The following is a 19,843-nucleotide window of genomic DNA, read 5'->3' as shown; positions in this document are numbered from 1 at the left end:
CGTCGTCCGCGGCCCCGGACGCCCGCCGTCCCGCGGGGATGCGTCTCAGGCGTCGTCGGCGAGGGTGACGTCGACCTGGATCTCCGCGGCGAGCCGCTCGAGCTCGGCGACGAGATCGTCGACGGCGACGTCGGCCGTCAGCGACGCCGTGATCGACGCCTCGAAGAGGCGACCGCCGGCCATCGCGGCATCCGTCGTCTGGGTCGACATGCGCTCGATGCTCGCGCCACGGGCGCCGAGAGCCGACGACAGCTCGCGGACGATGCCCGGGCGGTCGTTGCCGACGACGTCGAACGTGACGGTGCGCGCCTCCGACGCCGGGGCGGCGCCTCCCCCAGCGTGCACCGTGACGGTGAGCGTTCCAGCGAGCCCCTCGAGGGCTGTGCGCAGGGCGTCGGCGCGATCGGCCGAGATCGAGACCTCGACGATGCCCGCGAACGCACCGGCGAGTTCGGCGAGCTCGCTGTTCTCCCAGTTTCCGTCGTGGGCGTCGACGATGTCGGCGACAGCGGACACGAGCCCCGCGCGGTCGTCTCCGACGATGGTGAGGACGAGGGTGGTCATGCCGACAGCGTAGCGAGGCACCCCTGCTAGCGTGGGAGAACAGCTATCTGCAGGGGGTGAGCCGTGATCGCATCGATGATCGCCATGCTCAACCTGGTGCTCGCCGCGGCCGAGCTCGCGATGACCCCCGGTCCCGGCACCCCGCTGCTCGCGGTGGTCCTGGCCGCCGCCGTGGTCGTCACGGTCGCGATCGTCCTGATCGTGCTGCCCGCTCTCCTGGCGACGGTCGCTCCCCCGGGTCCCCGGCCCGCCGATCCCTCGGCGCCCCGCGCCCAGAGCGACCCCGACGCCGACGGACACCCGCGCCCGCGTGCGCCGGGCGGCGCCCTGCGCGTCGCCTGACCCGAACGCCTCGCCGCACCCCACGGCATCCCTCCTCCGGCGTTCTCCGCGGACGGGCGACGCCGGTCGCCCGCGCCCGTCCGGCTCCGCCGTCGACCGCGCCCCGCGACCGATCCCCTCCGTGATCGCCGCACCGATTGGACGCCCGTGGACCTCTTCTCCCTCCCTCCCCTCGCTCTCCTGCTCGACCTGACCACCCGCGCGCTGCTCGCGCTCACCGCTGTCCTCGACCCGCTCGCGCCCGGAGCGGCCGCCGCTCTCGCGGTCGTCGTCGTGACCGTCGTGGTGCGACTGCTCCTCATCCCCGTGGGGGTGTCGCAGGCGCGCGCCGAGCAGACGCGCGCGCGCCTCGCCCCGCGGCTGCGAGCCCTGCAGGAGCGGTGGCGCACCCAGCCCGAACGCCTGCAGCGCGAGACGATGCAGCTGTACCGCGACGAGGGCGCCTCGCCCTTCGGCGGGTGCCTGCCCCTGCTCGCGCAGGCGCCCGTGGTGGGGCTGCTCTACGCGGTGTTCCTGCACCCCACCGTGGGCGGACGCGCGAACACCCTGCTCGCGCACGACCTGTGGGGCGTCCCCCTCGGGCGGAGCCTGGCCTCCGCCCTCTCGACGGGGTCGACGGATGCCGCGACCCTGATCGTCATCGGAGCGATCGTCGCCCTGATCGCCGGGGTGGCCGAGCTCACCCGGCGTCTGCTGCGGCCGAGTGTCGACCCTTCCGCGCCGGCCTGGACGCGGACGATGGTCGGCGTCCTGCCGTTCACGACGGCCGCGGTGGCGCTGTTCGTGCCCGTGGCGGCGGGCCTGTACCTCGCGGTGACCACCGTGTGGACGCTCGCGCAGCGGCTGATCCTGCGGCGACGATTCCCGCTCCCCGCGTGAGACGGCGGCGGACTCAGGCGGTGCGGGCGGCGTCCCACCGGGGGGTCGACGAGGCGTTGACGGCGGCCATGGCGAGCACCAGCAGGGCCGCCGCGGCGGGCAGCAGCATCGCCGTGGCCACCGAGACGTTCTCGGCGATCGCCCCGGTCACCGCCGACGACAGCGCCTGGGCGAGGGTCAGGGCCGAGGCGAGCAGGGTCATCGTCGAGGCGGTGCGCCCGCGGGGCGCGCGATGACCGGCGAGGCTGAACAGCGTCACCAGCGACGGCCCGACGCCGATGCCCATGAGGCACAGCACGACGGTCACCGTCAGCACCGACCCGCCCACCGTGTACGCGCCCGCGGAGGCGAAGAGCACCGAGGCGAACACCACCAGACGCCAGCGCAACGCGAAGCGCTCCGGCAGGGCCGCCACGGCGAGAGCGAGCACGGCCGACCCGACGCCCATGACGCCGTAGAGCAGGGCTCCCGCCTCGGGCGCGCCCTGGGCCTCCATGAACGCGGTGAGAGAGGTGAGGGTCGAGCCGAAGAAGAGACCGACCCCGAAGACCGCGGCGATCAGGACGAGCATGCGCGCGTGCAGCACGTCGCGGAACGGCGCCATCTCGGCGCGCTCCGCGCGCTCCGGGACCGCGCGACCGGTGGGGTGCAGCGCGAACGCCGTGACGAAGACGAAGCTCAGCACCGCCGCGCCCACGATCGGCGCCCAGGGCGCGACCAGGGCGGCGAGCACGCCCACGATGAACGGCCCGATGACGAACGCCGTCTCGTCGGCGGCCGACTCGTACGCCATCGCGCGCGAGAACGTGCGCTCCCGGCGCTCGGGGAGCACCCGGTCGCCGATGAGCGCCATCACGCGGCTGCGCGACATCGCGGCCGTCTGCGGGCCGGTGAGGCCGATGGCCGTCGCCACGACGAGCAGCAGCACCTCACCCGGAGCCGCGGCGACGACGAGCGGGAAGAGCGCGAGAAGGATGCCGTTGGCCAGCCCCACCGGGACGAGCACGCGGCGCTGACCGTAGCGGTCCGCCAAGTCGCCCAGCACGGGACCGGCCACGACCACGCCGAGTCCGACCGCGGCCGAGGTGAGCCCGCCCAGCGCGACGGAACCGCGCATCGCCACGACGAGCGCCAGCACTCCGACGGTCATCATCGCGAACGGGAGTCGGGCGACGAACGCGACGGGGAAGTACCACAGGCCCGTGTGGTGGATCAGGGGGCGATGAGCGGTGACGGCGGGGGCGGGGTGGTGCATGAGGATCTCCGGGGCGTGGGGCGGTGCCGCCTTGCCGGTCCGGTAGGTAGATGCACGAGGTGCGGCGGGCGAACCCGCGCGCCCAGTCTACCGCGAGGCGCCTCGCGGGGTCGGAATCGCCCCGGGATCAGACCACGATCGCGGCGATCGCGGCGATCACCGACGCCAAAGCCAGCACGAGGGCGATCGCGATCAGCACGGTGTGGACGATGAGGAACGCCGTCGGCTTCCCCGCGGCATCCCGCGCGCGGGGGTCCTTCGCGATGCGCGGGTAGAAACGCGGCCAGACGACGGCGTTGAAGACGGCGTTGGCGAACAGCAGCACGATCAGCAGGGGCTCCACGCTCCGAGCCTACGCGCCGCGGCGGGCGGGTCCTCCGCGAGCGCGGGCGGGCCCGGCTACCGCGCGCAGTCGATGCACAGCCGCGCGAAGGGCCGGGCTTCGAGCCGCGCATCGGCGATGGGGCGTCCGCACCGCTCGCAGACGCCGAAGGTCCCGGATGCCACGCGCTCCCGCGCCGCGCGGATCTCCGTGCGCTCGGCCTCGGCCCCGCGCCGCAGGGCGTCGACCTGCGCCCACTCCCCCGACAGGGTCGACCCCTCGGGGTCGTGCTCGTCGTCGGCGGTGGCATCCGCCCGGTCGTGGCGCAGGCTCTGCTCGTCGTCGAGCAGGCGCGAGAGACGGTGGGCGACCTCGCGCTCGCGCTCCTCGAGCAGGCGACGGGCGGTTGCGGCATCCATCCTCCGACGCTAGCCCCCTCCACCGACACCGGCTCTGCGGCAGGATCGCGGCATGAGTGACCTCCGACGCCACTGGACCCCCACCGCGATCGCCTTCCTCGTGCTGTCCCTCGCCGGGCTGGTCGGCACGTGGACCTTCAACGTGTTCGCGATCGTGCAGATGCGCGATTTCGTGGGCGATCTCGTCACGAGCGGCCCCGCCGTGTCGTCGATCACCGTCGACCTGCTCGTGGTGGCGGTCGCGGGCAGCGTCTTCATCCTCGTCGAGGGGCGTCGCCTGGGCATGCGTTTCGCGTGGCTCTACATCGTCCTCTCCGGCGTGACCGCGTTCGCGTTCACCTTCCCGCTGTTCCTGGCGATGCGTCAGCGCCGCCTGACCGCGCTCGCCTCCGCCGAGATCGCGTGAGTCGCCGGGAATCGTCGCCTCCGACGGAAGGGAAGCGACATTCTCCGGCGACTCACGCGAGAGGGGCGCGGTCAGCGCGCGGACAGGCCCTCGCGCAGCCCCTCGACCAACGGCGTGGTCGGACGACCGATCAGCGCCGACAGCGTGCCGTCGGTCTGCGACAGCGCGCCGCGCGCGATCGCGTCGTCGATGCCGGCCACGAACGCGGCCGTCCCCTCGTCCAGGCCCGCCGCGCGAAGGCCGGCCTCGAGCTGCTCCGTCGACACCGCGACGTAGGCGACCGGACGCCCGAGCACCTCGGTCGCGGCCGCGGCGAGCTCGTCGTAGGTCCACGCCACGTCTCCGCCGACCTCGAGCGTGCGCCCCGCGAGATCGTCGGTTGTCAGCGCCCGGGCGGCGGCCTCGGCGTAGTCGCGGCGGCTCGCGCTCGCGACACGGGCATCTCCCGCCGCGGCCACGATCTCGCCGGTCTGGGCGGCGCGGGCAACGGCGTCCAGGTAGTTCTCGGTGTACCAGTTGTGGCGCAGCACCGTCGCCGACAAGCCGGAGGCGGCGATGGCCTCCTCCGTGGCCTTGTGGTCGGCCCCGAGGGCGTAGTCGATCTCGTCGACGCGCGGCGCGCTGGTGTAGACGAGGCGCTCGACCCCGGCCGCGCGGGCGGCGTCGATGACGTTGCGGTGCCCGCTCACGCGGTCGGCGTCGGTGCCCGAGATGAGCAGCACGCGATCGACGCCCGCGAGGGCGGGAGTGATCGTGTCGGGGCGGGAGTAGTCGAGTTCGACGACGCCGACGCCGCGGGCGGCGAGGTCCGACGCCTTCGACGGGGTCCGGACGCCGGCGACGATGTCGGATGCCGCGACGCCGCGCTCGAGGAGGGCGTCGACGACGAGGCGGCCGAGGTGACCGGAGGCGGCGGTGACGAGGAGGGTCATGGGGGTGTCCTTTCGATCGGTACGACCGGTGCAACCGCTCCGACGACCTCGCATTCCGGAATGCAGGTACCCACTTTCTGGTTAGGTACTCACATGAGCGTCAGTCTTGCCGATCTCCGCGGCCGTAATCCCGAGATCTTCACCGACGGGTGCCCCACGCGCACCGTGCTCGACCACGTGATGGGCAAGTGGGGCGTCCTCGTGCTCCTCGCCCTGTCCGACGGGACGCAGCGCTGGGGGGTCCTGCGCCGCAACGTCTCGGGCATCAGCGAGAAGATGCTGGCCAGCACGCTCAAGACGCTCGAGGGCGACGGGCTCGTGCAGCGCACGGCCTACCCCGAGGTGCCGCCGCGCGTCGAGTACGCCCTCACCCCGCGCGGGCGTGACCTCATGACCCGCGTGATCCCGCTCATGGAGTGGGTCGCCGACAACGCCGACGACATCGTCGGTCGCTCGGAGTGATCGTGCGCATCCCCGCTCTCCGCACGGTCAGAGACAGCATGACCGTCCGCGCGCCGCGGCGCGTGCCGCTGCTGCAGGTGGGCAAGTCCGCGATCGCGATCGTGGCGGCCTGGCTCGTCGCGGGATGGCTCGTGCAGGGCCCGCCGCCGATCTTCGCCGCGATCGCAGCCCTGCTGGTGGTGCAGCCGAGCATCAACCAGTCGTTCACCCGCGCTGTCGAGCGCAGCGTGGGCGTCATCGTCGGAGTGGTCATCGCCGCCCTTCTCGGGCTCGCCTTCGGATCGCAGCCGTGGGTCGCGCTCCTGTCCGCCGGGGTCGCGCTGCTGGTCGCGTGGGCCGCGCGCATATCCGCCGGCGCGACCAACCAGATCGCCATCAGTGCACTGCTCGTGCTCGCCCTGGGGACCGCCACCCCCAACTACGCCCTCGACCGCGTGCTCGAGACCCTGATCGGCGCGGCGATCGGCATCATCGTCAACGCCGCCCTCGTCCCGCCCGTGCTCGTGCCCGCGGCTCGCGAGAAGGTCGACGTGCTGGGGCGCGAGCTGGCGGCCGCGCTCGAGAGACTCGCCGACGCCCTCGAGACGCCGCAGACGGCGGCATCCCTCGAGGGACTCCTCCTCGAGGCCCGACTCCTTCGCCCGGTGCGGGATGCCGCGGCCGATGCCCTCCGCGACGGAGCCGACTCGCTCGCCCTGAACCCGCGCAACAACCGTCACCGCGCCGACCTCGCGCAGATGGGTGCCCTGCTCGACCGTTTCACGCCCGTGGTGACGCAGACGGTGGGCATGACCCGTGCGGTCTACGACGGCTACGAGAGTTCCATCGCCGACGAACCCGCCGTGCGCGCCATCGCGGAGCAGTTGCACCGCGCCGCGCACGACGTGCGTCTCGCCTTCGCCCTCGACGCGGGACCGGAGGAATCCGTCGACGAGGGGCCGGCGCTGACCCGGCCGCTGCAGATCCAGACGCCCTCTCCCCTGCACTGGGTCCTGGTGGGGTCGTTGCTGATGGACCTGCATCGCGTGCACGAGACGCTGCGGGAGGCCGACGACTGAGAAGAGCACCGTCGGCCGCGGCTGCGCCTGACGGAATCCCGCCCAATCCGCAAGCCCCCTGGGTATCGGAGCCGGCTCGGCCCCGACGGCATCCGGCGCTGGTTGACTGGGCCCATGGGTACCGCGATGTTCCCCCTCGGAGCCGTCCTCTTCCCGCACACGCCCCTCGCGCTGCGGATCTTCGAGGAGCGCTATCTCGTCATGCTCGGCCGCCTGCTGGATGAGACCGACCCCGCCTTCGGGGTGGTGCTGATCGAACGCGGCTCCGAGACCGGCGGCGGCGATCAACGCTTCGCGCTCGGCACGATGGCGCGGCTCAGCCACGTGGTGCCCCAGGCGGGACAGATGCAGATCGTCGCGCAGGGCACCGAACGCTTCGAGATCGTCGAGTGGCTCGACGACTCCCCGTATCCGCGCGCCGACGTGCGCGCGCTGCCCGATCTGGAGTGGAACGAGGCTCTTCTCCCCCTGCTCGAGGAAGCCGAACGCATCGTGCGACGCGTCCTCGGCCGCGCCGGGCAGTTCGGCGGGACCCGCTGGGACCCGGAGGTCGAACTGTCGGAGGAGCCCCTGCCCCGGGCATGGCAGGTCGCGGCGATCGCGCCGTTGGGAGAGCTGGATCAGATGGAGCTCCTGCGGTCCGAGACGCTCGGAGGGCTGCTGCGCGCGACGATCGACCTCACGCTCGCGGCGGAGCCGCTGCTCGGCGATCCCGTCCCCGATGGCGTGATCGTCGTCGACGAGGACGACGACGACAGCTGACGCGAGGCCGGCTGAACACCCCGCTCGGGGGCCGCCGCCGCGGCCCCGCACGCGGACCGACGAGACCGCGCCCGGAGGGTCGCCGACGACGACCTCCGGGCGCGACCCGACCGTCAGTTGAGTTCGCGCACCGACGAGGGGATGACCCCGGTCCCGTACAGGTCGATCGCGAGGTCCTGCAGCGCCGTCAGCGCCACGCGCTGCGTCTGCGGTCCGTACGAGATGCGCGCCACGCCCAGCGACTCGTACTCCGCCGCGGCGAGGTTGCCCGGCACGCCGATGACGCTGAGCGTGCGCTCCCCGAGCCCCTCGACGAGGCGCCGGGTGGTCTCGGCGTCGAGCTTGCCGGGCACGAACACCGAGGTGGCTCCCGCCGCGAGGAAGGCGCGGCCGCGCTCCACGGCATCCGCGATCTTGTCGTCGAGGGGCCGGTCGGCTCCCTTCAGGAACACGTCCGTCCGGGCGTTCAGCACGAACGGCACGCCCTCGGCCTCCCCGGCGGCGATCACCGCTTCGACGGCCGCCACGGCCTCTGCGAGCGGCTTGACCCGGTCCTCGACGTTGGCACCGACCACCCCGACGCCGATGGCGCGACGCGTCGTCTCGCCGGGATCGCCGAACCCGGCGTCGAGGTCCGCGCTGACCGGCACGTCGACGGCGGCGACGATGCGCCCGACCATGTCGAGCATGAGCTCCACGGGGATGTTCTCCCCGTCCTCGTAGCCGAAGGTCGCCGCGATCGAGTGGCCCGCGGTCGCGAGCGCCGTCGTCTCGGGCAGAGCCGCGACGGCCCGTGCCGACACGACGTCCCACACGTTCACGACGCGCAGGATCTCGGGGGCGGCGTGCAGCCGGGCGAGGGTCCGCGCGCGGTCGGCGACGGCGGTCACGCGTCGCCCCCGGCGGTGTGATCGGCCACGATCGCCTCGGCGATGAGCGTGTCGCCCGCGCCGAAGCGGATGAAGCGTCCGACGGTCGCGGGCTGCACGAGCACGGCCGCGGCGACGGCGGCCACGTCGGCGCGCGAGACCTCGCCCTTGCCCTGCGGGGCCGTGGTGATGCGTCCCGACGGCGGGTCGAGCGTGAGGGTCCCGGGACCGAGGATCGTCCAGTCCAGGTCGCTCGCGCGCAGGTGGTCGTCGGCCGCGAGCTTCGCGTCGGCGTAGGCGTAGAAGGAGTCCTCGGGGTCGATGCCGTGGTCGGGCGTCGACCCGATCCACGAGACCATCACGAACCGGCGCACGCCGGCCTGGGCCGCGGCGTCGATCGCCCGCTGAGCGGCGTCACGGTCGACGGCGTACGTGCGCTCCGCGCTGCCGCCGCCGGCACCCGCCGACCAGACGATCGCGTCGGCCCCCTCGAAGGCCGCGGCCATCTCGTCGGTGTCGGCGTTCTCGACGTCGAGCACGAGGGGCGTCCCGCCCGCCTGCTCGATGTCGCCGGCCTGATCGGGGTTGCGGATGACGGAGGTCGCCTCGTCGCCGCGATCGGCGAGCAGCCGCGCGAGGTGCAGGGCCACCTTCCCGTGTCCTCCGATGATCACGATGCGTTCCATGTCACTGTCCTCCCGATGTGTCGATCGCCGTCTGATGGATCACGCGGTCGCGCGGTCGTCCGCGCGCGCCTCGCCGACCTGCTTTCCGTGGAGCGGGACGCTCCCTCGGATCGTGTCGCGCCTCATTCGTCGAGGATCCGCAACCGACCCTACGCAGCACCCCCGACACGCCCCCGCGGGGTTGACGACCCGGCCGTGACGCTCACGTCACGTCGCCGTCGACGTACACCCACCGCCCGCCGCGCCGCGCGAAGCGGCTCCGCTCGACCAGCTCTCCGTCCCGGCCGGCCTGCCGCCAGCGCGCGCGGAACGCCACCACAGCGGCATCCCCGTCCCCCACGGCCTCCTCGATGTCGAGACCGGTCCACACCGTGCCGTCGTCGAGGTCGATGTGCTCGGGCCGGGTCCGCGGATGCCACGACCGGACGAGATGCGCCTCGTCACCCACCGCGAACGCGGTGTAGCGCGAGCGCATCAGCCGCTCCGCGCTCGGCGCGGGGGCACCGTCGAGGATCGGCGCGCAGCAGGCGCCGAACACCCCGCCCCCGCACGGACACGGCGCGTGCGCCGACGGACGGGAGACCGACGGACGAGAGGATGCCGACCCGAAAGACATCTCGCCACTCTAGGTCGCGCCGCCCGCCGTCTCGTCCGAGCGAGCGTGCCAGGATCGAGACCGTGACCGACCGCATCATGCTCCTCGACACCGCGTCGCTGTACTTCCGCGCCTTCTACGGCGTGCCCGACAAGGTCAAGGCGGCCGACGGGTCGTCGGTCAACGCGGTGCGGGGTCTGCTCGACATGATCGCGAAGCTCGTGACGACCTACGGCCCCACGCGCCTCGTCGCCTGCTGGGACGACGACTGGCGTCCCGCCTGGCGCGTGGATCTGCTCCCGAGCTACAAGGCGCACCGCGTGGTCGAGGCGGTCGCCGCGGGACCCGACGTCGAAGAGGTCCCCGACCCCCTCGAGGCCCAGATCCCGCTCATCCGCGAGGCGTTGACGGTCCTCGGCATCCCCGTGGTCGGCGCGGCCGCGCACGAGGCCGACGACGTCATCGGCACCCTCGCCACCCGGGCCGACGCCCCGGTCGACATCGTGACCGGCGACCGCGACCTGTTCCAGCTGGTCGACGACGACCGCGGCATCCGGATCATCTATACGGCGCGGGGCATGAGCAACCTCGAGATCGTCGACGACGCCGCGGTGGTGGGCAAGTACGGCGTGCACGCGGCGCAGTACGCCGACTTCGCGGTGCTGCGGGGAGACCCCTCCGACGGTCTGCCCGGTGTCGCGGGGATCGGCGAGAAGTCCGCCGCGTCATTGCTGGCCGCGCACGGCTCTCTCGACGCCATCCGCGCCGCCGTCGCCGACGGAACAGCGGGCACCCCCGCGCAGCGCGCGAAGATCGCCGCCGCAGGCGCCTATCTCGACGTCGCCCCGACGGTCGTGCGCGTCGCGCGCGATCTGACGCTCGCCCCCTTCGACGACGCGCTGGGCCCCGTCGACGCCGCCGCCGCGACCGCCCTGGCCGAGCGCTGGAACCTGGGCTCGTCGATGAGCCGGGCCCTCGCCGCGCTCCCCCACTGACCTCAGCCCACCGACCTCGGACTCAGCGTTCGCGTTCGAGCCACTCCCGCAGGCGGGGCAGCGGCCAGGTCGTGACGATGCGCTCGGTCGGCACCCCGAGGGCCTCGGCGCGCGCCGCGCCGTGATCGAGCAGCGACAGCTGACCCGGAGCGTGCGCGTCGGAGTCGATCGAGAACAGACACCCCGCCGCGACGGCCTGAGCGAGAAGGTCGTCCGGAGGATCCTGGCGCTCCGGACGGGAGTTGATCTCGACCGCGACCCCCGACGCCGCGCAGGCCGCGAAGACCGCCTCCGCGTCGAACTCCGACGGTGGGCGCGTCCCCCGCGCCCCCTCGACGAGTCGACCGGTCACGTGCCCCAGCACGTCGACCCGCGGATCCCGCGCCGCGGCCACGAGACGCGTCGTCATCGCCCGACGCTCCATGCGCAGCTTGGAATGGGCGGATGCAACGACCACGTCGAGAGCGCGGAGCAGATCGTCCTGCTGATCGAGATCGCCGTCGTCGAGGATGTCGACTTCGATCCCGGTCAGCAGGGTGAACCCGTCGCCGCGGTGTCCGCGCACGATCTCCATCTGCGCCCGCAGCCGCTCGGGCGACAGGCCGTTCGCGACCGTCAGACGCGGCGAGTGGTCGGTGAGGGCGAGGTACTCGTGACCCAGGCGGCGCGCCGCGTCCACCATGGCATCGATCGGCGTCGTCCCGTCCGACCAGTCGCTGTGGCTGTGCAGATCACCGCGCAACCGCGCCCGCAGCTCCCCGCCGCCCACCGGGGCGTTCTCCGCGCGCAGCGCGGCGAGCCGCTCCGGAACTTCGCCCGCGAGCGCCTGCTGGATGACCGCGAAGGTCGAATCGCCGATACCCGGCCGACGACGAAGACCGGGATCGCTCAGCTGCGCATCAGAGAGGCCCTCGATCGCCGCGGCGGCCGTGCGGAACGCCTTCGACTTGTAGCGCGATGATCTCTCCCGCTCGAGCAGATACGCGATCTCGGTGAGCGCGTCGAGCGGGTCCATGCGTTACTCCGCCAGATCCTTCGACGTCTGCACCCACGCGTCGAGCTTCGCCGACGCTCGTCCGTCGTCGATCGCCGCGGCGGCATCCGCCATCGCCTCCGCGAGACGCTCCAGGATCGGGCGCTGCACCTGGGCGGCATCCTGGAACAGCCGGAACGAGACCAGTCCCGCCGCCGCGTTCAGGAGCACGATGTCGCGAACCGCCCCGGTCTCACCGCCCAGCACCCGGCGCACGACCTCGGCATTGTGAGCGGGAGAGCCGCCCAGCAGGTCGTCGATGTCGGCGAGGGGGATGCCGAGATCCCGCGGATCGAGATCGTGCTCGTGCACGTCACCGCGGCTGATCTCCCACACGCGGCTGTGCCCCGTGGTGGTGAGCTCGTCGAGGCCGTCGTCGCCCCGGAACACCAGCGCCGTCGCACCGCGCGTGCGGAACACCCCGGTGATCAGGGGGACGCGGTCGAGGTGGGCGACACCGACCGCGTTCGCCTCCGCGCGGGCGGGGTTGCAGAGAGGCCCCAGGAAGTTGAAGACAGTGGGGACGCCGAGCTCTGAGCGCGTCGCCGCCGCGTGACGGAACCCGGGGTGGAAGGCCGACGCGAACGCGAAGGTGATACCCGTGCGATCGAGCGTCTCAGCCACCTTCTCAGGCGACAGGGTCAGGGCGATGCCCAGCGACGACAGGACGTCGCTCGACCCCGAAGCAGAACTGGCGGCGCGGTTGCCGTGCTTGACGACGGGGACTCCGGATGCCGCCGCCACGACGGCCGCCATCGTCGACACGTTCACCGTGCCGTAGCGGTCGCCCCCGGTGCCGACGATGTCGAGGACCTCGGCGCGCACGGGCAGCGGGACCGCGGCCTCGAGGATGGCGTCGCGGAACCCGACGATCTCTTCGACGGTCTCGCCCTTGGCTCGCAGGGCCATCAGGAAACCCGCCAGTTGAGAGGGCGTCGCCTCGCCCGCCATCACCTGTCGCATGGCCCATGTCGACTCCGACACGCTGAGGTCGACGCCCCCGAGCAGAGAGGTGAGCAGATCGGGCCAGGTGAAGCGTTCCGCCATGCGACGATCCTTTCACACGCGTGTCGCGCGCACGCGCGACGGGTCGGGCGGGCGGAACCGCTCCCGTACCGGGGATTCCTTGCGGATTCTGAGGCTTCCCTAAGTCTCGACGATGGAATATCGCAGGGTCGGGATGGGAATATCAGCGCCTGGGATCGCGCATAATGGAACGGTGACGACCTCAGCGACGTATTCCCAGGCCGTGCGTGCCGTGAAGCGACCCGACCCGGTCGCCGTGGGCACCATCGTGTGGCTGGGCAGCGAGGTCATGTTCTTCGCCGGCCTGTTCGCGATCTACTTCACCCTGCGCAGCACCTCCGCGCCCCTCTGGGCCGAAGAGACGCAGCTGCTCAACGTCCCCTTCGCGACCGTCAACACGATCATCCTCGTGCTGTCCTCGGTCACGTGCCAGATGGGCGTGTTCGCCGCGGAGCGGTATCAGCCGTACCGCACGGGCAAGCGCACCGGCTTCCTCAAGTGGGGAATGGTGGAGTGGTTCTACCTCACCTTCATCCTCGGCGCGGTCTTCGTGTCGGGTCAGGTGTGGGAGTACGCGACGCTGGTGGCGGAGGGCATGCCCATCAGTGCCAACCCCTACGCCTCGGCCTTCTACCTCACCACCGGCTTCCACGCCCTGCACGTGACGGGTGGCCTCATCGCCTTCCTTCTCGTGATCGGTCGCGCGTACGCCGTGAAGAACTTCGGTCGGAAAGAGATGACCACCTCGATCGTCGTGTCCTACTACTGGCACTTCGTCGACGTCGTCTGGATCGCCCTGTTCTTCGTCATCTACTTCCTCAAGTAAGAGAGCTGCACCACATGGCACGCGAGAAGAAGACTCGTCGGGCATCCGGGCGCCGGAGCCCCCTGGCCGCCGCCGCGCTCATCGGCATCGGACTCCTCCTCACCGGAGGCGTCTACGCCGGTGCGTCCGCCGCGATGGCCGCCACCTCGACCGTCCCCGAGAGCGAGGTGAACTCCGCGACCGCCGTCGAAGAGGGTCAGAAGCTCTTCCAGGCGAACTGCGCGACCTGCCACGGTCTCGACCTGCAGGGCAGCCAGCAGGGCCCGTCGCTGTTCGGCGTCGGCGAGCTGTCGGTCCACTTCCAGGTCTCGACCGGTCGTATGCCGCTGCAGGCCCAGGGCCCGCAGGCGCCGGTCAAGCCGCCGCAGTTCACGGAGGAGCAGATCAACGCGATCGCCGCCTACGTGCAGTCGGCCGCTCCCGGACCCGAGTACCCCTCCGCCGACCTGGTCGACGGAGAGGGCGACCTGTCGCACGGCGCCGAGCTCTTCCGCATCAACTGCGCCATGTGCCACAACGTGGCCGGTGCCGGCGGTGCGCTGACCGAGGGCAAGTGGGCTCCGGATCTGCACACCGTCACCCCGGTCAACATGTACGCCGCGATGGTCACGGGCCCGCAGAACATGCCGGTCTTCAACGACCTCAACCTCACCCCCGAAGACAAGCGCGACGTCATCTCCTACCTGATGTACCTCCAGAAGAACGACTCCCCCGGTGGCTACGCCCTCGGCTCGCTCGGTCCGGTCTCTGAGGGTCTCTTCATCTGGATCTTCGGGATCGGGGCGCTCATCGCCCTGACCGTGTGGATCACGGCGAAGTCCAACTGACCGTCGTCTTCGACATTCCGTAAAGCACGAGGAGCACAGCACCATGGCACACGAGGACGACGCACTCGAGCACGAGAGGGCTTCCTGGAAGCCCGGCTCGGGGCTCGCCGTCGCGGTTCCCGACGCCGTACAGAACCCGGGCCTCCCCGGCCACCGTCAGCGCATGACGGACCAGGACCCGGAGGCGATGAAGCGCGCGGTCCGCACGGTCTACACGCTCTTCTACTTCTCGGTCGCGGCGAGCATCTGGGCGAGCATCGCCTACATGATCTTCCCGATCGAGTCGGGCGCGCTGATCGACATCCGCTACAACAACCTCTTCATCGGCCTCGGCATCGCGTTCGCGCTGCTGGCGATCGGCATCGGCACCATCCACTGGGGCAAGTCGGTCATGTCCGACAAGGAGTACATCGAGGACCGCCACGCCACGCGTGGTCGCGACCAGGTGCGCGAAGGGGCGGTCAACGTCTTCGCCGAGGCCGACAAGGACTCCGGGTTCGGTCGCCGCGAGATCATCCGCAACTCGCTCTTCGCCGCTGTGATCGCCTCGGTCATCCCCGGCATCACGCTGTTCCGCGGTCTCGCTCCGCAGGACCAGGACCCGGTCAAGCTCCTCAGCCACACCATGTGGAAAGAGGGCATGCGCCTCTCGCACGACCCGTCCGGTCGCCCGATCCGCGCCGCCGACGTCACCCTGGGCTCGGCCTTCCACGTCATCCCCGAAGAGCTCGCCGGCCTCGGCCACGACGAGGGCTACCTCGAAGAGAAGGCGAAGGCGATCGTGCTGCTCATGCGCATGCAGCCCGAGCAGCTGAACCCCGAGACCAACAACCTGGACTGGTCGTACGACGGCATCGTCGCGTACTCGAAGGTCTGCACGCACGTCGGCTGCCCCGTCGCGCTGTACGAGCAGCAGACCCACCACCTCCTGTGCCCCTGCCACCAGTCGCAGTTCGACGTCGCCAACGGTGCGGCCGTCATCTTCGGCCCGGCCGCCCGTCCCCTGCCGCAGCTCCCCATCACCGTCGACGCCGAGGGCTACCTCGTCGCGAAGAGTGACTTCCACGAGCCCGTCGGCCCCAGCTTCTGGGAGCGCTCATGAGCATCGGTACCCACCCCACCGAGAACGTCACGACCGAGCCGGCCGTCTACTCGGGTCCGCCTCAGGCTCCGGCCGGGCGCGACGGCAAGCCGCTGGGCGGCAAGTTCGTCGGTGCGGCCGCGAACTACCTCGACGAGCGCACGAGCATGTCGGGCATCGTCAAGGAGCTCGGCCGCAAGGTCTTCCCCGACCACTGGTCGTTCATGCTTGGCGAGATCGCCCTGTGGAGCTTCGTCGTCGTCCTGCTCTCGGGCACGTTCCTGACGTTCTTCTTCCAGGCCTCGATGGTCGAGACGCACTACAACGGCGCCTACGAGCCCATGCGCGGCATCGCGATGTCGGCGGCCATGGAGTCCGCGCTGCACATCTCGTTCGACCTGCGCGGCGGTCTCCTCGTCCGTCAGATCCACCACTGGGCCGCTCTCGTGTTCGTCGCCGGTATCGGCGTGCACATGCTGCGCGTGTTCTTCACCGGTGCGTTCCGCAAGCCCCGCGAGCTGAACTGGGTCGTCGGCTTCATCCTCTTCATCCTCGCGATGGCCGAGGGCTTCACCGGCTACTCGCTCCCCGACGACCTGCTGTCGGGCAACGGTCTGCGCATCATCGACGGCATGATCAAGGGTCTGCCGATCATCGGAACCTGGACCTCGTTCCTCCTCTTCGGTGGAGAGTTTCCCGGTACCGCGATCGTCGGACGCCTGTACACGCTGCACATCCTCCTGCTCCCCGCGATCCTCGTCGCTCTGCTGGCCGTGCACCTCATGCTGATGATCATCAACAAGCACACGCAGTTCGCCGGCCCCGCCCGCACGAACAGCAACGTCGTGGGCTACCCGATGCTCCCGGTCTACGCCTCGAAGATGGGCGGCTTCTTCTTCATCACGTTCGGCGTGATCGTCCTGATCGCCGCCCTCGTGACGATCAACCCGATCTGGAACTACGGACCGTACGACCCCTCCCCGGTGTCCGCGGGTACGCAGCCCGACTGGTACATCGGCTTCGCCGACGGCATGCTCCGTCTGATCCCGCCGCACCTCGAGTTCGTCCTCTGGGGCCACACGTTCTCGTGGAACATCATCATCCCCGTCGGCGTCCTGGGTCTGTTCATCGTCCTGGTGCTCGTGTACCCCTTCATCGAGGCGTGGGTGACCGGCGACAAGCGCGAGCACCACGTCGCACAGCGTCCCCGCAACGCGGCGACCCGCACCGCCATCGGCGCGGCCGGAGTGACGTTCTACGCCGTGATGTGGGCGGCCGCCTCGTCCGACATCGTCGCGACCCACTTCCACCTCACGATGGAAGGCGTCATCCACGTCCTGCAGGCCCTGCTCATCCTGGGCCCGATCCTCGCCTACTTCGTCACGAAGCGCATCTGCATCGCGCTCCAGAAGAAGGACCGTGAGATCGCCCTGCACGGCTACGAGTCCGGTCGAATCGTGCGCCTCCCCGGCGGCGAGTACATCGAGGTCCACCAGCCCGTCGACGAGTACGAGCGGTGGAAGCTGGTCGACAACGAGACCTACGAGCCCCTGGTCGTGCGCCCCAACGCGAACGGTCAGATCCCCTGGCACGAGAACTTCCGCGCGTCGATCTCGCGCTGGTTCTTCGAGGACCGCCTCGCTCCCCTCACCCAGGCCGAACTCGACGCCGCGGTCGCCCACCAGCACCACGAGCTCGACCACATCGACCACGAGGAGGCCGACGAGATCGCCGGCGCCAACGCCCGTGCCGATGAGGACGGCCGCCCCCGCAACGCGGTCGGCGAGCGGGTCGAGGTCGAGATCCCGGCTCCCAAGGGTCTCGAGGAGCGCAACCGCTCCTCGGACGACAAGGGCGAGTAACACCTCCCGTACAGAACCCCCGGCGCTTCCGCGCCGGGGGTTCTGTCGTACCTGGAGGAGGAAGGCGCGTGCCGGCACCGGAGGCGTCCCTCCCCTGTCCCGCGCGGAGCACCGTCCGCAGCGTGAACGCGGACGTCGATCGGCTCCGACGTCCTCCGCGACCGGCGAGCGGCGCGAGGCCGGCGGCTCCGGGCGACGGCACCCCCTGTCCGGAACCCGACGATGGATGGCATCCGCCGCCCTCCCCCGCGCGACGCACCGCACCTACGGTGGAGTCATGACCGAGGCTCTCGACTACTTCCGTACCCGTCTCGCCCACGAAACGGACCCGTCCGACGTTTACGCCGCGCAGAAGGCCGGCGATCGATTCATCCTCGTCGACGTGCGTGGCGCCGAGGCCTGGGCCCAGGGCCGTATCTCCGGGGCCGTCCACATGCCCTACCGCGAGATCTCGGAGCGCGCTCCGCGAGAGATCGACCGCGGCGTCGACGTCGTCGTGTACTGCTGGAGCCCCGGCTGCAACGCCGGCCAGAAGGGTGCTCTCGCCTTCGCCGAGCTCGGCTACCGGGTGCGCGAGATGATCGGCGGCTATGAGTACTGGGTGCGCGAAGGCCAGCCCGCCGAGAACGACGAGGGCGCGCTCGACCGCGTGTTCGATCCCACCGTCATGGTCGTCCGCACCTGAGTGGGCTCAGGGCTCGGCGACCTGTTCTTCCGCCGACGGCTGCCGAGCCCATCTGGCGCTCCTCCGTCACCCGTTCCGGGTCCCGCCGGTCCCGGATGGCCTCCGAGGGTCGCCTCGCCCGGTTGCACGACCTCCCACGGGCCTGTCGTAGGCTGCGGCCATGCAGCATCCCCCGATCGAACCGTTCGCATCCGGATACCTGGATCGGCCCGATGGTGCCCGGCTGTACTGGGAGACCTCGGGCAACCCCTCCGGCCGCCCCGCCCTCTATCTGCACGGCGGACCCGGGGGCGGACTGGGCAAGGGCGGCTACCGCCGACGTTTCGACCCGCAGCGGTACCTGATCGTCGGTCTCGACCAGCGCGGATGCGGGCAGAGCACGCCCTGGGCGTCCGACGACCTGACGAGCCTCGAGAACCAGACCATGGACCAGCTCATCGCCGATCTCGAGGCCCTGCGCGCGCACCTCGGCATCCGGCGGTGGCTCCTGCACGGCGTCTCGTGGGGATCCACTCTCGCCCTGGCGTACGCCCTCGAAGTGCCCGACCGCGTCAGCGAGATCGTCAACCTCGCCGTCACGAGCGGAGGGCGCTGGGAGATCGACTGGATCACCGACGGGATCGCCGCGGTCTTCCCGGAGGCCTTTGCGACCCTGCGCGAGCCCCTCGCGCCCGGTGAGCGCACGATCGAGGGATACGCGAGCCTGCTGCGCGACCCCGACCCCACGGTGCGGAGAGACGCCGGCGACCGGTGGGACGCGTGGGAGGCGACGCACCTGTCCCTCGGTCCGATGGCGGGCACGTCACGGTTCCTGCACGAGGAACCGCGCCACCGCCTCAACTTCGCGACCCTCGTGACGCACTACTGGGCGCGGGACTGCTTCCTCCCCGGCGACCAAGCCGTCCTCGCGAGGGTCGGCGAGCTCGCCGGCATCCCCGGCGTGCTCGTCCACGGTCGTCGCGACATCAGCGGACCCGCGCGCACCGCCTGGGAGCTGCACCGCGCGTGGCCCGGTAGCCGCCTCGAGATCGTCGAGGAGGACGGACACGGGGGCCCGCGGAGTGCTCAGATCGCACAGGATGCCATCGACGCCTTCGCCCTCGCCGATGAGCTGCCGAGCGACAGCTGACGGTTTTCGACGAGGGCGAGTGAGCGCGGGCGCGTATCAGGCGGTCTCGACGTCTTCGGCGAACCACCGCGCCGCGGAGCCGAAGAAGACCGGCTCGCGCCCCTCGGCATCCTCGTCGACGACGTCGCACACGACCACGGTGACGTTGTCGCGCGTCCCCGCCTCGAGCGCGAGCGCCACCGCCGATGCCGCGGCGGAGTGCGCGTCGGGCGCCTCCGCGATCAGACGCGCAACATCGGCTTCGGGAACGTAGTCCGTCAGTCCGTCGCTGCACAGCATCCATCGATCGCCGACGAGCGGCGGGCGTTCCGCGACGGAGACGACGTCTCCTTCCGCGCCGCCGAGGGATGCCGTGATGATGTTACGGCGCGGATGAGCCTGCGCCGCCTCCGGCGGGATGATGCCGTGATCGACGAGCGCCTGCACGTAGGAGTCGTCGCGCGTCTCGCGCGTGAACTCCCCGTCTCGCAGCAGGTAGGCCCGCGAATCGCCGGTGTGCGCGAGGAGGAGTTCCCCGCTGACGCTGAGGAAGATCCCCGTGAACGTCGTGGCCATGCCCTCGAGGGCGGGGTCGCGCTCGACGTGGGCGCGGATGTCCCAGTTGGCCTCGCGGATACGGACGAGCAGGCCGTCCGCGTCGAGCCCCCCGCCGCTCGTCGCGACGAGCCGGTGCACGAGGGCAGCGGATGCGAGGTCTCCGGACGGACCACCGCCGACGCCGTCGGCCACTGCCGCCCCCCAGGATGCCGCGAAGGCGGCATCCTGGTTGGTGGCACGGTGGGCGCCGGCGTCGGAGACGGCAGCCGCTCTCAGACGGACGGGCACGGG

Annotated in this window: 24 protein-coding genes; 13 read left to right on the top strand and 11 right to left on the bottom strand. The window is 71.3% G+C overall.

Annotation, left to right across the window (positions count from 1 at the left end):
- Nucleotides 1-45: 45 nt before the first annotated feature.
- Nucleotides 46-564 (bottom strand): glycine cleavage system protein R, encoded by a 519-nt coding sequence (locus AB1K56_RS06765; RefSeq protein ID WP_264630570.1) that lies wholly within the window; start codon nt 562-564, stop codon nt 46-48.
- 63 nt (nt 565-627) lie between these two features.
- Between AB1K56_RS06765 and AB1K56_RS06760 the strand changes: the two genes are divergently transcribed.
- Entirely contained in the window at nt 628-906 is a 279-nt protein-coding gene (locus AB1K56_RS06760; RefSeq protein ID WP_371205020.1) for a DUF6412 domain-containing protein, read from the top strand.
- Nucleotides 907-1,053: 147 nt separating this feature from the next.
- Entirely contained in the window at nt 1,054-1,785 is a 732-nt protein-coding gene (locus AB1K56_RS06755) for a YidC/Oxa1 family membrane protein insertase (RefSeq protein WP_371205019.1), read from the top strand.
- A 13-nt stretch (nt 1,786-1,798) separates the two neighbouring features.
- Here the strand turns inward: AB1K56_RS06755 and AB1K56_RS06750 are convergent, their stop codons facing one another.
- The 3 genes from AB1K56_RS06750 to AB1K56_RS06740 all read right to left on the bottom strand — a co-directional run bounded on the left by AB1K56_RS06750 (nt 1,799) and on the right by AB1K56_RS06740 (nt 3,781).
- Nucleotides 1,799-3,040: an MFS transporter gene (locus AB1K56_RS06750; RefSeq protein WP_371205018.1), complete on the bottom strand. Its 1,242-nt coding sequence runs from the start codon at nt 3,038-3,040 to the stop codon at nt 1,799-1,801.
- A gap of 127 nt (nt 3,041-3,167) precedes the next feature.
- Nucleotides 3,168-3,383 carry an SCO4848 family membrane protein gene (locus tag AB1K56_RS06745; RefSeq protein WP_136587701.1) on the bottom strand — a complete coding sequence of 72 codons (216 nt, stop codon included), beginning with the start codon at nt 3,381-3,383 and terminating at the stop codon, nt 3,168-3,170.
- A 56-nt stretch (nt 3,384-3,439) separates the two neighbouring features.
- Entirely contained in the window at nt 3,440-3,781 is a 342-nt protein-coding gene (locus AB1K56_RS06740) for a TraR/DksA family transcriptional regulator (protein ID WP_371205017.1), read from the bottom strand.
- 52 nt (nt 3,782-3,833) lie between these two features.
- Here AB1K56_RS06740 and AB1K56_RS06735 point away from each other — a divergent pair, with 52 nt between their 5' ends.
- A complete protein-coding gene (locus tag AB1K56_RS06735; protein ID WP_371205016.1) occupies nt 3,834-4,187 on the top strand; it encodes a DUF2834 domain-containing protein in 354 nt (117 codons plus the stop codon).
- Nucleotides 4,188-4,258: 71 nt separating this feature from the next.
- Here the strand turns inward: AB1K56_RS06735 and AB1K56_RS06730 are convergent, their stop codons facing one another.
- The gene (locus AB1K56_RS06730) at nt 4,259-5,119 is read right to left on the bottom strand and encodes an SDR family oxidoreductase (RefSeq protein WP_371205015.1); all 861 of its coding nucleotides are present in this window, start codon (nt 5,117-5,119) and stop codon (nt 4,259-4,261) included.
- Nucleotides 5,120-5,212: 93 nt separating this feature from the next.
- Between AB1K56_RS06730 and AB1K56_RS06725 the strand changes: the two genes are divergently transcribed.
- The 3 genes from AB1K56_RS06725 to AB1K56_RS06715 all read left to right on the top strand — a co-directional run bounded on the left by AB1K56_RS06725 (nt 5,213) and on the right by AB1K56_RS06715 (nt 7,401).
- On the top strand, nt 5,213-5,581 hold the full coding sequence (locus tag AB1K56_RS06725) for a winged helix-turn-helix transcriptional regulator (protein WP_371205014.1): 369 nt from the start codon (nt 5,213-5,215) through the stop codon (nt 5,579-5,581).
- 38 nt (nt 5,582-5,619) lie between these two features.
- Nucleotides 5,620-6,639 (top strand): aromatic acid exporter family protein, encoded by a 1,020-nt coding sequence (locus AB1K56_RS06720; protein ID WP_371205013.1) that lies wholly within the window; start codon nt 5,620-5,622, stop codon nt 6,637-6,639.
- Between the two features lie 114 nt (nt 6,640-6,753).
- Nucleotides 6,754-7,401, top strand: a complete 648-nt coding sequence (locus tag AB1K56_RS06715; RefSeq protein ID WP_371205012.1) for an LON peptidase substrate-binding domain-containing protein — start codon at nt 6,754-6,756, stop codon at nt 7,399-7,401.
- Nucleotides 7,402-7,514: 113 nt separating this feature from the next.
- Here the strand turns inward: AB1K56_RS06715 and AB1K56_RS06710 are convergent, their stop codons facing one another.
- From AB1K56_RS06710 to AB1K56_RS06700, 3 genes are all read right to left on the bottom strand, one after another.
- Nucleotides 7,515-8,291, bottom strand: coding sequence for an isocitrate lyase/phosphoenolpyruvate mutase family protein (locus tag AB1K56_RS06710; RefSeq protein ID WP_136587708.1), 777 nt, complete (start codon nt 8,289-8,291; stop codon nt 7,515-7,517).
- Nucleotides 8,288-8,956 carry an SDR family oxidoreductase gene (locus AB1K56_RS06705; RefSeq protein WP_371205011.1) on the bottom strand — a complete coding sequence of 223 codons (669 nt, stop codon included), beginning with the start codon at nt 8,954-8,956 and terminating at the stop codon, nt 8,288-8,290. The genes AB1K56_RS06710 and AB1K56_RS06705 overlap by 4 nt, the downstream gene beginning before the upstream one ends.
- Nucleotides 8,957-9,158: 202 nt before the next feature.
- Entirely contained in the window at nt 9,159-9,572 is a 414-nt protein-coding gene (locus AB1K56_RS06700) for a YchJ family protein (protein WP_371205010.1), read from the bottom strand.
- A 62-nt stretch (nt 9,573-9,634) separates the two neighbouring features.
- On the opposite strand from AB1K56_RS06700, the gene AB1K56_RS06695 reads away from it, so the two are divergent.
- Nucleotides 9,635-10,546, top strand: coding sequence for a 5'-3' exonuclease H3TH domain-containing protein (locus AB1K56_RS06695; RefSeq protein WP_371205009.1), 912 nt, complete (start codon nt 9,635-9,637; stop codon nt 10,544-10,546).
- Between the two features lie 22 nt (nt 10,547-10,568).
- On the opposite strand, the gene AB1K56_RS06690 is transcribed toward AB1K56_RS06695, so the two are convergent.
- Both AB1K56_RS06690 and trpD read right to left on the bottom strand, forming a co-directional pair.
- Nucleotides 10,569-11,561, bottom strand: a complete 993-nt coding sequence (locus tag AB1K56_RS06690; RefSeq protein ID WP_371205008.1) for a PHP domain-containing protein — start codon at nt 11,559-11,561, stop codon at nt 10,569-10,571.
- A gap of 3 nt (nt 11,562-11,564) precedes the next feature.
- Nucleotides 11,565-12,626: an anthranilate phosphoribosyltransferase gene (gene trpD, locus AB1K56_RS06685; RefSeq protein WP_371205007.1), complete on the bottom strand. Its 1,062-nt coding sequence runs from the start codon at nt 12,624-12,626 to the stop codon at nt 11,565-11,567.
- Between the two features lie 133 nt (nt 12,627-12,759).
- Between trpD and AB1K56_RS06680 the strand changes: the two genes are divergently transcribed.
- The 6 genes from AB1K56_RS06680 (at nt 12,760) to AB1K56_RS06655 (ending at nt 19,015) form a co-directional block, all read left to right on the top strand.
- On the top strand, nt 12,760-13,431 hold the full coding sequence (locus tag AB1K56_RS06680; RefSeq protein ID WP_136587715.1) for a heme-copper oxidase subunit III: 672 nt from the start codon (nt 12,760-12,762) through the stop codon (nt 13,429-13,431).
- Between the two features lie 14 nt (nt 13,432-13,445).
- The gene (locus AB1K56_RS06675) at nt 13,446-14,258 is read left to right on the top strand and encodes a c-type cytochrome (protein ID WP_371205006.1); all 813 of its coding nucleotides are present in this window, start codon (nt 13,446-13,448) and stop codon (nt 14,256-14,258) included.
- A gap of 43 nt (nt 14,259-14,301) precedes the next feature.
- Nucleotides 14,302-15,360, top strand: a complete 1,059-nt coding sequence (locus AB1K56_RS06670; protein WP_371205005.1) for a Rieske 2Fe-2S domain-containing protein — start codon at nt 14,302-14,304, stop codon at nt 15,358-15,360.
- Nucleotides 15,357-17,201, top strand: coding sequence for a cytochrome bc complex cytochrome b subunit (locus AB1K56_RS06665; protein WP_371205004.1), 1,845 nt, complete (start codon nt 15,357-15,359; stop codon nt 17,199-17,201). Before AB1K56_RS06670 ends, AB1K56_RS06665 begins: the two co-directional genes overlap by 4 nt.
- 277 nt (nt 17,202-17,478) lie before the next feature.
- Nucleotides 17,479-17,886 (top strand): rhodanese-like domain-containing protein, encoded by a 408-nt coding sequence (locus AB1K56_RS06660; RefSeq protein ID WP_371205003.1) that lies wholly within the window; start codon nt 17,479-17,481, stop codon nt 17,884-17,886.
- A gap of 160 nt (nt 17,887-18,046) precedes the next feature.
- Complete coding sequence (locus AB1K56_RS06655) at nt 18,047-19,015, top strand: alpha/beta fold hydrolase (RefSeq protein ID WP_371205002.1); 969 nt, start codon at nt 18,047-18,049, stop codon at nt 19,013-19,015.
- Nucleotides 19,016-19,051: 36 nt separating this feature from the next.
- Here the strand turns inward: AB1K56_RS06655 and AB1K56_RS06650 are convergent, their stop codons facing one another.
- Nucleotides 19,052-19,840, bottom strand: coding sequence for a PP2C family serine/threonine-protein phosphatase (locus tag AB1K56_RS06650; protein WP_136587721.1), 789 nt, complete (start codon nt 19,838-19,840; stop codon nt 19,052-19,054).
- Between the last annotated feature and the right edge of the window lie 3 nt (nt 19,841-19,843).

This window comes from Microbacterium sp. BWR-S6Y (genome assembly GCF_041379845.1).
GTDB classification, from domain to species: domain Bacteria; phylum Actinomycetota; class Actinomycetes; order Actinomycetales; family Microbacteriaceae; genus Microbacterium; species Microbacterium hydrothermale.
This window is presented reverse-complemented; position numbering and strand designations above follow the sequence as displayed.

Coding starts and splice junctions, on each gene's coding strand:
- AB1K56_RS06765 (WP_264630570.1), bottom strand. CDS start 564: ATGACCACCCTCGTCCTCACCATCGTCGGAGACGACCGCGCGGGGCTC.
- AB1K56_RS06750 (WP_371205018.1), bottom strand. CDS start 3,040: ATGCACCACCCCGCCCCCGCCGTCACCGCTCATCGCCCCCTGATCCAC.
- AB1K56_RS06740 (WP_371205017.1), bottom strand. CDS start 3,781: ATGGATGCCGCAACCGCCCGTCGCCTGCTCGAGGAGCGCGAGCGCGAG.
- AB1K56_RS06735 (WP_371205016.1), top strand. CDS start 3,834: ATGAGTGACCTCCGACGCCACTGGACCCCCACCGCGATCGCCTTCCTC.
- AB1K56_RS06730 (WP_371205015.1), bottom strand. CDS start 5,119: ATGACCCTCCTCGTCACCGCCGCCTCCGGTCACCTCGGCCGCCTCGTC.
- AB1K56_RS06725 (WP_371205014.1), top strand. CDS start 5,213: ATGAGCGTCAGTCTTGCCGATCTCCGCGGCCGTAATCCCGAGATCTTC.
- AB1K56_RS06720 (WP_371205013.1), top strand. CDS start 5,620: ATGACCGTCCGCGCGCCGCGGCGCGTGCCGCTGCTGCAGGTGGGCAAG.
- AB1K56_RS06715 (WP_371205012.1), top strand. CDS start 6,754: ATGGGTACCGCGATGTTCCCCCTCGGAGCCGTCCTCTTCCCGCACACG.
- AB1K56_RS06705 (WP_371205011.1), bottom strand. CDS start 8,956: ATGGAACGCATCGTGATCATCGGAGGACACGGGAAGGTGGCCCTGCAC.
- AB1K56_RS06700 (WP_371205010.1), bottom strand. CDS start 9,572: ATGTCTTTCGGGTCGGCATCCTCTCGTCCGTCGGTCTCCCGTCCGTCG.
- AB1K56_RS06690 (WP_371205008.1), bottom strand. CDS start 11,561: ATGGACCCGCTCGACGCGCTCACCGAGATCGCGTATCTGCTCGAGCGG.
- trpD (WP_371205007.1), bottom strand. CDS start 12,626: ATGGCGGAACGCTTCACCTGGCCCGATCTGCTCACCTCTCTGCTCGGG.
- AB1K56_RS06680 (WP_136587715.1), top strand. CDS start 12,760: ATGGGAATATCAGCGCCTGGGATCGCGCATAATGGAACGGTGACGACC.
- AB1K56_RS06675 (WP_371205006.1), top strand. CDS start 13,446: ATGGCACGCGAGAAGAAGACTCGTCGGGCATCCGGGCGCCGGAGCCCC.
- AB1K56_RS06670 (WP_371205005.1), top strand. CDS start 14,302: ATGGCACACGAGGACGACGCACTCGAGCACGAGAGGGCTTCCTGGAAG.
- AB1K56_RS06665 (WP_371205004.1), top strand. CDS start 15,357: ATGAGCATCGGTACCCACCCCACCGAGAACGTCACGACCGAGCCGGCC.
- AB1K56_RS06660 (WP_371205003.1), top strand. CDS start 17,479: ATGACCGAGGCTCTCGACTACTTCCGTACCCGTCTCGCCCACGAAACG.
- AB1K56_RS06655 (WP_371205002.1), top strand. CDS start 18,047: ATGCAGCATCCCCCGATCGAACCGTTCGCATCCGGATACCTGGATCGG.